Origin of the sequence: Ensifer meliloti (assembly GCF_030064585.1) — a bacterium.
GTDB lineage: Bacteria > Pseudomonadota > Alphaproteobacteria > Rhizobiales > Rhizobiaceae > Sinorhizobium > Sinorhizobium meliloti.
This window is the reverse complement of sequence record NZ_CP120366.1, coordinates 719,324-731,382: the sequence shown is the minus strand read 5'-3', so window position 1 is coordinate 731,382 and position 12,059 is coordinate 719,324. Positions and strand designations below refer to the sequence as shown.

The 12,059-nt window shown below is 63.0% G+C and carries 10 protein-coding genes and 1 pseudogene; 7 read left to right on the top strand and 4 right to left on the bottom strand.

Annotation, left to right across the window (positions count from 1 at the left end; genetic code table 11):
- The first annotated feature begins 307 nt into the window (after positions 1-307).
- On the top strand, positions 308-988 hold the full coding sequence (locus PZL22_RS28040; RefSeq protein WP_017277343.1) for a class I SAM-dependent methyltransferase: 681 nt from the start codon (positions 308-310) through the stop codon (positions 986-988).
- Between the two features lie 21 nt (positions 989-1,009).
- Here PZL22_RS28040 and PZL22_RS28035 read toward each other — a convergent pair whose 3' ends face one another.
- From PZL22_RS28035 to PZL22_RS28025, 3 genes and pseudogenes are all read right to left on the bottom strand, one after another.
- Positions 1,010-1,432, bottom strand: a complete 423-nt coding sequence (locus PZL22_RS28035; protein WP_017277342.1) for an Atu4866 domain-containing protein — start codon at positions 1,430-1,432, stop codon at positions 1,010-1,012.
- Complete coding sequence (locus tag PZL22_RS28030) at positions 1,429-1,815, bottom strand: nuclear transport factor 2 family protein (protein ID WP_234842989.1); 387 nt, start codon at positions 1,813-1,815, stop codon at positions 1,429-1,431. Before PZL22_RS28030 ends, PZL22_RS28035 begins: the two co-directional genes overlap by 4 nt.
- Positions 1,816-2,011: 196 nt before the next feature.
- Positions 2,012-2,733: pseudogene (locus PZL22_RS28025) on the bottom strand (SDR family oxidoreductase).
- Between the two features lie 99 nt (positions 2,734-2,832).
- On the opposite strand from PZL22_RS28025, the gene PZL22_RS28020 reads away from it, so the two are divergent.
- Positions 2,833-3,720 (top strand): LysR family transcriptional regulator, encoded by an 888-nt coding sequence (locus PZL22_RS28020; RefSeq protein WP_017277340.1) that lies wholly within the window; start codon positions 2,833-2,835, stop codon positions 3,718-3,720.
- Between the two features lie 128 nt (positions 3,721-3,848).
- Here the strand turns inward: PZL22_RS28020 and PZL22_RS28015 are convergent, their stop codons facing one another.
- Positions 3,849-4,085 carry a hypothetical protein gene (locus tag PZL22_RS28015; RefSeq protein WP_234836230.1) on the bottom strand — a complete coding sequence of 79 codons (237 nt, stop codon included), beginning with the start codon at positions 4,083-4,085 and terminating at the stop codon, positions 3,849-3,851.
- 90 nt (positions 4,086-4,175) lie between these two features.
- Here PZL22_RS28015 and kdpA point away from each other — a divergent pair, with 90 nt between their 5' ends.
- Genes kdpA through PZL22_RS27990 form a run of 5 tightly spaced genes read left to right on the top strand, consistent with a single transcriptional unit; the run spans position 4,176 to position 11,915 of the window.
- A complete protein-coding gene (gene kdpA / locus PZL22_RS28010; RefSeq protein ID WP_127700942.1) occupies positions 4,176-5,885 on the top strand; it encodes a potassium-transporting ATPase subunit KdpA in 1,710 nt (569 codons plus the stop codon).
- A gap of 11 nt (positions 5,886-5,896) precedes the next feature.
- Positions 5,897-7,939, top strand: coding sequence for a potassium-transporting ATPase subunit KdpB (gene kdpB, locus PZL22_RS28005; protein ID WP_127700944.1), 2,043 nt, complete (start codon positions 5,897-5,899; stop codon positions 7,937-7,939).
- Positions 7,940-7,941: 2 nt separating this feature from the next.
- Positions 7,942-8,511: a potassium-transporting ATPase subunit KdpC gene (gene kdpC / locus PZL22_RS28000; RefSeq protein ID WP_127700946.1), complete on the top strand. Its 570-nt coding sequence runs from the start codon at positions 7,942-7,944 to the stop codon at positions 8,509-8,511.
- Between the two features lie 18 nt (positions 8,512-8,529).
- Entirely contained in the window at positions 8,530-11,226 is a 2,697-nt protein-coding gene (locus PZL22_RS27995) for a DUF4118 domain-containing protein (protein WP_027992042.1), read from the top strand.
- Positions 11,223-11,915, top strand: a complete 693-nt coding sequence (locus tag PZL22_RS27990) for a response regulator (protein ID WP_013845200.1) — start codon at positions 11,223-11,225, stop codon at positions 11,913-11,915. The genes PZL22_RS27995 and PZL22_RS27990 overlap by 4 nt, the downstream gene beginning before the upstream one ends.
- Positions 11,916-12,059: the final 144 nt, after the last annotated feature.

The window sequence follows — 12,059 nt, the reverse complement described above, 5'->3', positions numbered from 1 at the left end:
GCGCTTTAGGTCTTGTTGTGCATGCCGTAGTCGCAAAAACCGCTGCACACCTCTGGCGACATGCATTGGGACCAAGCGGCCGTGAGCCGCGAATGCGCAACAACCAAGCCCGAGAAATGATCCGGCAGGCGCGTTCACAAGTGAGTTAGGGCGGGTAGCGCGTGTGACTACCGTCCCGATGCCGATAAGGCCTATGAACGGAGTTCATGAATGGCGGTGTTGAAGCAGGCGCCTTCCTAGAAGACGCGACTTGACGAAATGGGCATCATGTAACATAGTTTGTTACATGAGTGAGAGTGACCGCAGAATGAGATTTCCCAGCGTCAATGGTCCAGCTTTTACCGCGGCGCATGCCAGTTCGTATGTCGAAGGGACGTCGAGGAAAGTACCGGGGTTGGCCGCTCTCCATCGCATGACGTCGATGTTGGTCGCGGAACGTGCGCCGGTGCAAGCGCGGGTTTTGGTGCTCGGCGCCGGCGGCGGTATGGAGCTCAAAGCTCTCGCCGACGAGAATTCAGATTGGAGTTTTTGCGGCATTGACCCGTCGGCGGACATGCTTCGTGTCGCAGAACAGACGGTGGGACCCCATTTGCCGCGTGTCCATCTGCAGCAGGGCTACATAGGCGCCGCACCGGAGGGGCCGTTCGACGCGGCTGTCTGCCTGCTCACGCTCCACTTTGTTGGTCGCGCTCAACGTCTCGACACACTCGAACAGATTCGTCACCGTTTGGTGCCGGGCGCTCCGTTCGTCGTCGCGCACATTAGTTTCCCGCAATCGGAACCTGAGCGCTCGACCTGGATCGCCCGCCACGTCGCGTTCGGCGGAACAGCCTCCGGCGAAGCTGAAAGTGCAAGACAGGCGATCGCCACGAAGTTATCGGTTCTCTCGCCAGAGGAGGACGAGGCGGTGCTTCGCAAGGCGGGCTTCTCGGATGTTCGCTTGTTCTATGCGGCTATGACCTTCAGGGGCTGGGTGGGATACGCCTGAATTCTCAACATCCTGCAGTGCTCATGGTTTCCCCGTCCGGCGCCCGCGATAGAAGATCATACCGGCGTGATGCAGAACGCCGTCGATAAAATCTCCATCCGCGGTAAAGCCGGTATCGTCCCAATAATCGATATGCGTGCCCATCACTTGGTAGCGTCCCTCATAGGCGCGCTCACGCGTACCGCGGGCCTCGATATAGCGACCATTCGGCAGGAGCTCATGGCGGATGTAACCGTCTTCTGTGACCCAAAGGCCGACATAGGGGTGATTGGCCTGCATTTCGGCTTCCTCGGCTTTTACGGATTGGCTTAGGAGTGCGGCGGTCATCAAGGTCGCAAAGGTACGCTGCACGGCGATCTCCTCGTGATCGGTGATTGCGGGATTATGCTGCGGCTGCGCAGGGCCGAAACAGACATTTCGGTTCCGCCCCCGACCAGCGGTCATTGGGAACGCGGCTCGTTGTTGTCGACAACCGCGTGATAGGTGGCGAGATCGAGAAAAGCTTCGGCCTCGACCACCGCTCCGTTCTTCATCGGGAATATCCAGACGAACTTATTTCTGTAAGGCGCTCCCGAAGTCGTGGTTGCCGATCCGTCGAACCGGACGATGACCGTGTCTCCATCGGCCCAGATATGATGCACCCTTGGCACCAGAGGGGTTACGAGACGGCTGATCAGGGGAGCTGAGGCCCGCTCGACAAAATCCTCGACGCCACGGTAAGTGCCGGCCACGGGAGCGGAACCGTGGATTGTCCAGACGACATCTGGCGCGAGAAGCTCTGCAAAGATGTTGCCGCCTGCTCGCCATTTCTCGAATGCCGCGCGCACCGTGGTTCTATTCTGCGTCTCGATATCGGCGGCAGGATGGTATCGGCATGCGCCGGTCCCATGCTGCCCATAGCCGTCGAAGCGATCAGCAGCTTGCGGACGCCGCCGGCGAGGCGATCTGGCAATAAGGAAAAGATCATGGAATATTCCTTTCGTCGGGACGCGGGAAAAAGCCCCGAGATCGGTTCGCGCCGGGTCAATTGCCCGATGCGGTCGGTCTGATCGTGATCTCGGTGGTGTCCACGCTCTGCGGGCCTCGATCACCTGCCGGACCGCACGGGCGATGTCGGCAGGCTGAAGCGCGATGGCGCGATAGGTGTCCATCGCCGCCATGGTCTCCTCGTGGGTGATGGTTCCAGCAAGTTCGCTTTCGACGACGCCGGGATTGACGCAGGTGACGCGGATATTGGTACTCTCCTGGCGCAGTCCGTCAGAGATCGCGCGGACTGCGAACTTCGTTGCGCAATATACCGCGGCTGTGGGTACGACCGACAGCGCTCCGATCGAGCCGATATTGATGATCTGCCCGCTACGCTGTGCCTCCATGATTGGCAATACGGCCCCGATGCCCCAAAGCACGCCCTTGATGTTCACGTCGATCATGCGCTCCCACTCGTCCACCTTAACTGCGGCAAGCGGCGAGAGCGGCATGACGCCGGCATTGTTCACCAGGACGTCGATGTGTCCCCAAGTGTCGACCGCGGCCTGCGCAAAGGCTGCCATGGAGTGACGGTCGGTCACGTCCAGCACCTGCGCCAGGGCGGTACCTCCTGCGTCTCGAATCTCCGTGGCAATGGCCTCGATACGAGCCAGGCGGCGTGCACCCAACAATATTTTCGCACCGGCGACGCCAAGCTCTCGAGCGATGCCCTCGCCGATGCCGCCGGAGGCGCCGGTGATCAGAATGACCTTGTCCATGTTGTACTCCGTCCTTTGATTTGCACGGAGAAGATGGACTTTAATGACTGTCGCCGGTATCCATCGCTCAGTGAACTCGATGGTTAGCAGTGCTATACAATGAAGATAGATATGAACCTTCTGCCGCTCTTCCTGGCTGTCGCGGAGGAGGACAACTTCCGTGCTGCCGCCGATCGACTCGGTGTGACCCGCTCGGCTGTCAGCCAAGGAATTCGGCGGCTCGAAGATGCCTTTGGCACGACGCTCGTCACCCGCACGACGCGTTCAGTTCGCCTGACCGAAGCGGGGGAGCGTCTGCGCGAGGCTTTGTCGCAGCCCTTGTCGGACATTGGGACGGCGCTAGATCGGGTAGCGGGTGAGGATGAGCCCCGAGGTCTCTTACGGATCGCCGTCACCTCTATCGCCGAACAATTCCTTTCCGGTCCGCTCATCGCTTCCTTTGCTCAGGCCCATCCGAAGGTGGCGATAGACGTTACCGTCACGGACGAGGAGTTCGACATCGTGGCCGCCGGTTTCGACGCGGGCGTCAGGCTTGGCGAGGTGATCGAGCAGGATATGATCGCGGTGCCGCTGACGGGCGATCAGCGCGAGCTGGCCGTTGCTGCCCCCACCTATCTCGCAGTCCGCGGCACGCCGGCGCACCCGCGGGAGCTGGTCCATCATCGCTGCATAGGCTGGCGGCGAGCGCCGAATGTCGCGCCCTACAGGTGGGAATTCGAGGAGAATGGTGTGCCCTTCGACGTTGCGGTCGAGCCTCAGATTACCACCAATGACCTGCGCTTCATGCTCCGCTCAGCACTCTGCGGGGCCGGGATCACCTTCGCAACGGAAGAAACCTTCCGCCCGTTCGTGGAAACCGGTGAACTTGTTCCGTTGCTGCAGGATTTCCTGCCGCCGTTCCCCGGTTTCTTTCTTTATTTCCCTCAGCGCCGCAACATGACGCCAAAGATGCGAGCTTTGATCGATCATATACGGCGGTGGCGATAACCGGCGCTTCCGGCGCAGCGTCGAGAAGGTCCCACGCTCGCCCGAATTCCTTATCTTTTCTTTATGTGGTCGCCAAACCATCCCAATCGATAATTGACGCGGCGCGGGCGCATCATCCGGATCTTGGATCAATCTGGAGAGTACCCATGTCCGATTTTCTTTTCCTTGCCGCCGGTATTGGCGGCCTTGCCGCGCTCGCGCTTTATGCGCGCGCCCTGAGCCGGCTTTAGGAGGGTCCGATGGCCGAGGCTTTGATCGGGCTCGTCGTCGCCGTCGCGCTCGCGGTCTATCTGATCGTGACGCTTGTCCGGCCGGAACGCTTCTAGAGCGTTTCCGCTTTTCTCAGAACCGCGGAAACGCTCCAACCTTTCATTTTGCCGCAACTCCGCACGGAGAACCGCTGCGCGTTTTTCCTGGAATTGCTCGAGCGCTCCTTCACCCCACGGAGACTTCTCATGTCTGTCATCGGATGGCTGCAGATCAGCCTCCTTTTTCTCGCCGTCCTCGTCGTCGTTAAGCCGCTGGGGCTTTACATGGCTGCGGTTCTTTCCGGCGAACGCAATGTCCTTTCGCCGATTCTCGCACCGGTGGAGCGTGGTCTTTATGGTGCCGCCGGCATCGATCCGGCACGGGAGCAGGGCTGGCTCGCCTACACGCTCTCGATGCTCGCTTTAAGCATTGCGGGCTTTGCGCTGCTCTACGCGTTCCTGAGACTTCAGACATGGTTGCCCTTGAACCCGCAGGGCTTCGGCAACGTGCCACCGGACCTCGCCTTCAACACCGCCGTCAGTTTCGTCACCAACACCAATTGGCAGAATTACGGCGGGGAGACGACGCTCAGTCACTTCAGCCAAATGATGGGGCTGACCGTGCAGAACTTCGTTTCGGCCGCCACCGGCATTTCGATCGCGCTTGCCGTTACCCGCTCCTTCGCCCGCTCAGCCGTGCCGACGATCGGCAACTTCTGGGTCGATCTCACCCGTTCGACACTCTACGTCCTCCTGCCGCTTGCCGTGCTGGTGGCGGTCGCCTTCGTGGCGATGGGCCTGCCGCAGACGTTCCGCGCCTCGGTGGAGGCCACGACCCTCGAGGGGGTGAAGCAGACCATCGCTCTGGGCCCGGTTGCCAGCCAGGAAGCGATAAAGCAGCTCGGCACCAACGGGGGCGGCTTCTTCAACGTGAATGCCGCACATCCGTTCGAAAATCCGACTGCGCTTTCCAATTATCTTAATATCTTCGCGATGCTGTCGGTTTCGGCGGCGCTGCTCTACACATTCGGGCAACTCGTCGGCAACCGGCGGCAGGGCTGGGCCTTCATCGCCGTCACCTATGCATTTCTGATCATCGGTGTCGGGGTCGTCTATTGGGCCGAAGCGGGGGGAAATCCGGTCCTGTCGCAGCTCGGTCTCGACCCGGCTCTCGGCAACATGGAAGGCAAGGAAGTCCGCTTCGGCCAGGCGATGACTGCGCTTTACGCGACGGTTACGACCGGGCTTTCGGATGGCGGCGTCAACGGCATGCACGGCTCGTTCACCGGCCTCGGCGGTCTCGTTCCGATGTTCCTCATGCAGCTCGGCGAGGTCCTGCCCGGCGGCGTCGGCTCGGGCCTCTACGGCATGATTGTCTTCGCGATCCTCGCGGTTTTCGTCGCTGGTCTTATGGTCGGCCGCACTCCTGAGCTGCTCGGCAAGAAGATCGAAGCGCGCGAGATGAAATACGCGATGCTCGCCGTGCTCATTCTGCCGGCTGCAATCCTCGGCTTCACGGCGATTTCAGCCGTCACGCCCTCGGCCGTCGCCAGCATCGGTACGCCCGGGCCGCACGGGCTCTCGGAAATCCTCTATGCCTATACGTCGGCCGGCGGCAACAACGGCTCGGCCTTCGGCGGGCTTTCGGGCAACACGCTCTGGTACAATACGACGCTTGGCTTTGCGATGCTGCTCGGCCGCTTCGCCTATGCCGTGCCGGTGCTTGCCATCGCCGGCTCGATCGCCGCCAAGACGCGCGCCTCGGCATCCAAGGGTACGTTCCCGACCGATACGCCCCTCTTCGTCGGTCTCCTGATCGGTATCATCCTCATTCTCGGCGGGCTGCAGTTCTTGCCGGCGCTCGCGCTCGGTCCGATCGTCGAGCATTTCGCCATGCTCTCCGGCCAGACCTTCTGAAGGAACCAGGCATGTCAAACAAACCCAAGACCCCGAACCTCTTCGACCCGAAGATACTCTTCCCGGCAGCGAGAGCCGCTTTCGTCAAGCTTGATCCGCGCCAGCTCGTGCGCAATCCGGTGATCTTCGTCACCGAAGCCGTGGCGGCGTTGGTGACCCTCTTCTTCGTTCTCGATGTGGCAACCGACGGCGGCAGCCTGCTCTTCTCGGGCCAGATCGCCGCCTGGCTATGGTTTACCGTTCTCTTCGCCACCTTCGCCGAAGCCGTTGCCGAGGGGCGCGGCAAGGCGCAGGCCGACTTCCTCCGCCGTACCAAATCGGAGCTCAGCGCCCGCAAGCTTGTCGCCCCCGAGGGTCGGGAGACCAAGGAAACCCCCGCCACCATGCTGAAGGTCGGGGATCTCGTCCTCGTAGAGGCCGGCGAATTGATCCCGGGCGACGGCGAGGTCGTCGAAGGGGTCGCCTCGGTCAACGAGAGCGCGATAACGGGCGAATCGGCCCCGGTGATCCGCGAGGCGGGCGGCGATCGCTCCGCCGTCACCGGCGGTACCGAGGTGCTTTCGGATTGGATCAAAGTCCGCATCACGACCGCCCCGGGTTCGACCTTCGTCGATCGCATGATCGCGCTCATCGAGGGGGCGCAGCGGCAGAAGACGCCGAACGAGATCGCGCTGTCGATCCTGCTTTCCGGATTGACGCTGATCTTCCTGATTGCCGTGGTGACGCTCTGGGGGCTTGCCGCCTATTCGGCGACCGTGCTTTCGGTGACCGTGCTTTCCGCCCTGCTTGTCACGCTGATCCCGACGACCATCGGCGGATTGCTTTCGGCGATCGGCATCGCCGGCATGGACCGGCTGGTTCGCTTCAACGTGATCGCCACCTCCGGCCGCGCCGTCGAGGCTGCGGGGGACGTTGACACGCTGCTCCTCGACAAGACCGGGACGATCACCTTCGGCAACCGCATGGCAAGCGATTTCCTGCCCGTGCCGGGCGTAACCGTGGAGGAGCTCGCCGATGCGGCGCTCCTCGCAAGCCTTGCCGACGAGACGCCGGAGGGCCGCTCCATCGTGGCGCTCGCCACCGGCGAGTTCGGGCGCCGGGCGTCCGAGGCCGGGATAGATGCGATCGTGCCCTTTGCCGCTGAAATCCGGTTGTCCGGCGTCGATCACGGCGGCCGTCGGCTGCGCAAGGGCGCGGTCGACTCGGTTCTGAGATTTGCCGGCCTGTCCGACAGCAATACCCCCCAGGAATTCCGGCAGGCGGTCGACCGGGTCGCCCGAACCGGCGGCACGCCGCTCGCCGTCGCCGACGGCAACCGGCTGCTCGGCGTGATCCACCTGAAGGACATCGTGAAACCCGGAATCAAGGAGCGCTTCTCCGAATTGCGCGCCATGGGGATCCGCACGGTAATGGTGACCGGTGACAACCCGATCACTGCCGCGGCAATCGCCTCGGAGGCCGGCGTCGACGATTTCCTCGCCGAAGCGACTCCGGAAGACAAGCTCGCCTATATCCGCAAGGAACAGAAGGGCGGCCGGCTGATCGCCATGTGCGGCGACGGCACCAACGATGCGCCGGCGCTCGCCCAGGCGGATGTGGGCGTCGCCATGCAGACCGGCACGCAAGCCGCCCGCGAAGCGGCCAACATGGTGGACCTCGACTCGAGCCCGACCAAGCTGATCGAGATCGTCGAGATCGGCAAGCAATTGCTGATGACGCGCGGGTCTCTCACGACCTTCTCGATCGCCAACGACGTGGCGAAATACTTCGCCATCATCCCGGCGCTCTTCGTCACCACCTATCCGGCGCTCGGCGCGCTTAACATTATGGGCTTGGCGTCACCGCAGTCGGCTATCCTGTCGGCCGTCATCTTCAACGCGCTGATCATCGTGGCGCTCATTCCGCTGGCATTGAAAGGCGTCAGGTACCGTCCCGTCGGCGCGGCAGCCCTGCTTCGCGGCAATCTCCTCGCATACGGCCTCGGCGGCCTGCTCCTGCCTTTCGCTGGGATCAAGCTGATCGACCTTGCCGTCTCGAACCTCAACCTGGTGTGATCATGCTCAACCAACTCCGTCCCGCCCTCGTCCTGACCTTCGCGCTAACCCTCATTACCGGGCTTGGCTATCCGCTGCTGATCACCGGCGTGGCGCAGGCGCTGATGCCGGCAGAGGCGAATGGCAGCCTCGTCCGCAAGGGCAGCGTCCTCGTCGGATCGCAACTCATCGGCCAGAATTTCGCCTCGGAGAAATATTTCTGGCCGCGTCCTTCGGCGACCGGCCCCGAGCCCTACAATGCCGGCGCTTCGAGCGGTTCCAATCTCGGGACGACTTCCGGCAAGCTGAAGGAGCGTGTCAGGGCCGATATCGAGAGGCTTCGCGCCGCAGGCATGGGGAGTGCGATCCCCGCCGATGCCGGCATGGCTTCCGCATCGGGTCTCGACCCGCATATCTCGCCCGAATTCGCCAGGGTCCAGATCGCCCGGGTTGCGAAAGCGCGCGGACTTCCGGAAGCCGATGTGGGCGCGCTCATCGACAGGGCAACGCAGGGCCGTCTGTTCGGGGTCGTAGGCGAGCCGCGCGTCAATGTGCTAGAACTGAACCTTGCCTTGGACGCGCCGAGGACCTGATCGAGCTCGAGACGTTGCATGCCCGACAATGACCGCGACCTGAAGAGCCGCCCCGATCCGGACGCCCTGCTGGCGCTCGCCGAACAGGGCAGGAGAGGCAAACTCACCGTCTTTCTTGGTGCCGCACCCGGTGTCGGCAAGACCTATGCGATGCTGACGCGTGCGCGGCGCCTCAAGGAAGAAGGCGGCGATATCGTCATCGGGCTCGTCGAAACGCATGGACGCGGCGAGACCGCGGCCCTGCTCGAGGGGCTGGAAGTCCTGCCGCGTCGTCAGGTGCTCCACAACGGACGGACGCTCCACGAATTCGACCTGGACGCGGCGTTGGCGCGGCGCCCGCGCGTCATCCTGGTCGACGAGCTCGCCCATACCAATTTCGGCGAAAGCCGCCACCCCAAGCGCTACCAGGATATAGAGGAACTGGTCGATGCCGGCATAGACGTGTGGACGGCACTCAACATCCAGCACCTGGAAAGCCTCTCGGACGTGGTTGCGCAGATTGCCGGCGTGCCGGTGCGTGAGCGCGTCCCCGACACGGTTCTCAATCGCGCTGACGATGTCCTACTGGTGGACCTGCCACCGGCCGAACTGATCGAGCGGTTGAAGGAGGGCAAGGTCTATCTGCCCGACAGCGCCAAGCGCGCCGCCGATCGCTTCTTCCGCCTGGGCAATCTGACAGCGCTGCGCGAACTCGCGCTTCGCCGGACGGCCGACCGGGTCGACGACCAGATGGTCGACTATCTCAGGCAGAACGCGATCGAGGGTCCCTGGGGGGCCGCCGAACGGCTTCTCGTCTGCATCGGCCCCGACGCTTTATCCGAAAAGGTGGTGAGGACGGCAAGCCGGCTCGCTTCGGGCCTGAATGCCGACTGGCTCGTCGTTTCCCTCGAGCGCGCGGACGGGGAGGCGGAGAGCAGCGGGGCGATGCGACAGCTCGACGAGACTTTCCGGCTCGCAGAGCAACTGGGCGCCGAGACGCGCCGTATCATCGGCAACGACTTCGTTGAAGAAATTCTGAAGCTCGCAAGGCGGGAACATGCGACGCAAATCGTGATCGGCACGCGCCGCCACCGTTTCCCGCTGGGGCTCTTCCGCCGCTCCTTGCCGGATGCGCTTGCCGCGCGAGCGGCCGGCATCGCCATCCACCTCGTCACTGACGGGAGCGCACCCGCCGTAAAACCGGCGGCCAGACGCAGAAGCACGCTTCCGGAAGGGTGGGGGCGGGGGGTTGCCATCGCAGCCGGTACGGCTGCAGCCGCGACAGCACTTGGCCTGCTGATCGAGCAATTCGTCGTCCTGCAGAATATCTCGCTTCTCTTTCTTCTGGCTGTGCTCGTCTCGGCGACTTACGCGGGCTATGTCGCTGCGATCGCGGCCGCGCTCATTTCGGTTCTCGCCTATAATTTCTGCTTCATCGAACCGGTCGGCACTTTTACGGTTGCCGAACCGCACGAAGTCTTTGCCCTCTTCGTGTTCCTCGCGGCGGCGATGCTTGCCGGGGGGCTCGCCTCCCGCGTTCGCGAGCAGGCGAAGACAGCGAGGCGGCGGGCCGCCGCGACGCAGGCGCTTTACGATTTTTCCCGCAAGCTGTCCGGTACGGCAAATGCCGAGGACGTGCTATGGGCGGCCGTCACGCAAATCCACGCGACCCTTCGGCGCAACGCGGCGCTGCTGTTGCCGGAAGACGGAGATGTCCGCTTGATGGCGGCCTGGCCGCCGGATACGGAGCTCGGCCTTACCGACACGATGGCGGCGCGCTGGGCTTTCGAGAAGAAGGAGGCTGCCGGCAACGGTACCGGCACGCTGCCGAACAGTCCCTTCCAGTTCAGGCCGCTGATGAGCCCGCATGGAGTCGTCGGCGTCTTTGGTTTCCTCCAGGAAGACAAGCCGCTGGAAATAAACGAGGAGCGAGCGCTTGCCGCGATCCTCGACCAGACCGCGATCGCCGTAGACAGAGCACGTCTCTCGCGCGAGATCCTCGACCAGGCTGCGCAGCTCGAGGGCGAGAAGTTCCTCGCGGCGCTGCTTTCGTCCATATCCCACGACCTCAGAACACCGCTCGCGACGATCACCGGAGCTGTGACAAGCCTGCGGCAACTCGGCGAGCGGATGCCGGAGGAGAGCCGGGACGATCTCCTCAAGTCGATCGAGGAGGAGAGCGGCAGACTCACGCGCTTCGTTGCCAACCTGCTCGACATGACCCGCATCGAAGCCGGAACGGTAAACGCCAAGCGCGATTGGGTCGATGTCGCCGATGTGGTCCATTCGGCTGTGGAGCGTGCGCGGAAGTACTTCCCCGGCCGCGTCTTCGAAACGAGCATCGCTCCGGACTTGCCGTTGATCCGCGGCGATAGCGTGTTGCTTGGTCAAGTGATCTTCAACCTGCTCGACAACGCTAACAGGTTTGGGGGTGACGAGCCGGTCAGCATCTATGGGCGGCGGGAAGAAGATGAGATCGTGCTCTCGGTGACCGACCTCGGTAAAGGCATCGCCCCGGCCGACCTCGACCATGTGTTCGACAAATTCTTCCGCAAGGGAAAGCCGGACGGCCGTTCGCTCGGCACCGGGCTTGGCCTTTCCATCAGCAAGGGCTTCGTCGAGGCGATGGACGGGCGGATAAAGGCGGAGAGCCCGGCGATGAAGCGCCGCGGCACGCGCATTTCCATGCGGTTCCCGGTGGCTGAAACCGGTATCACGGAGAAGGAGCGCGGATGACCGCAGAGCGTATCCTCGTCGTGGACGACGAGCCGCAGATCCAGCGCTTCTTGCGCCCGGCGCTCGCAGCCGCCGGCTACGAGGTGATAGAGGCGGCAAACGGCGCGCAAGCACTCAAGGCGGCTGTGACGGCGGCGCCGGACGTCGTGATCCTGGATCTCGGCCTTCCCGACATGGACGGCAAGGATGTGGTGGCCAATATCCGCGCCTGGTCCCAAGTCCCGATCATCATCCTTTCGGCGCGTGACCGTGAAAGCGAGAAGATCGCTGCCCTCGACCTCGGCGCCGACGACTACATCGAGAAACCCTTCGGGATCGGCGAACTGACGGCGCGTATCCGCGCGGCGCTGCGCCATCGCATCCAGATGGCAGGAGGCCAGGCGCAGCTGTCAGCGGACGGCCTTTCGATCGACATGGTCAAACGCGTCGTGACGCGCGACGGCGCGGCGCTCCGGCTGACGCCAAAGGAATACGACCTTCTCGTTATGCTCGCACATCACGCGGGTCGCGTGGTTACCCACAGGACGCTGCTTACCTCCGTCTGGGGCCTCGCCCACGGGGAGGACCTGCATTACCTGAGAGTTTTCATCGGTCAGCTGCGTGGCAAGATCGAACGCGATCCCGGCAATCCGAAGATCGTCCGCACCGAACCCGGCGTCGGTTACCGCTTCGTCGGCGACGAGGATTGAGGAGCTCGTGCAGCCGACCACATCGCCAATTCCCGGAAACGCGCAAATTCTCTGCAGCCTAGAGCAATTCCAAAAAATGAGCAGCGGTTTCCCAATTGCGGCAAAACAGGGCGGGGCATTTCCGCGCGGAGAAACGTGAATTTG

Bases quoted from the DNA above. Each gene is read 5' to 3' on its own strand.
- PZL22_RS28040 (WP_017277343.1), top strand. From the start codon at position 308: ATGAGATTTCCCAGCGTCAATGGTCCAGCTTTTACCGCGGCGCATGCC.
- PZL22_RS28035 (WP_017277342.1), bottom strand. From the start codon at position 1,432: ATGACCGCTGGTCGGGGGCGGAACCGAAATGTCTGTTTCGGCCCTGCG.
- PZL22_RS28020 (WP_017277340.1), top strand. From the start codon at position 2,833: ATGAAGATAGATATGAACCTTCTGCCGCTCTTCCTGGCTGTCGCGGAG.
- kdpA (WP_127700942.1), top strand. From the start codon at position 4,176: ATGTCTGTCATCGGATGGCTGCAGATCAGCCTCCTTTTTCTCGCCGTC.
- kdpB (WP_127700944.1), top strand. From the start codon at position 5,897: ATGTCAAACAAACCCAAGACCCCGAACCTCTTCGACCCGAAGATACTC.
- kdpC (WP_127700946.1), top strand. From the start codon at position 7,942: ATGCTCAACCAACTCCGTCCCGCCCTCGTCCTGACCTTCGCGCTAACC.
- PZL22_RS27995 (WP_027992042.1), top strand. From the start codon at position 8,530: ATGCCCGACAATGACCGCGACCTGAAGAGCCGCCCCGATCCGGACGCC.
- PZL22_RS27990 (WP_013845200.1), top strand. From the start codon at position 11,223: ATGACCGCAGAGCGTATCCTCGTCGTGGACGACGAGCCGCAGATCCAG.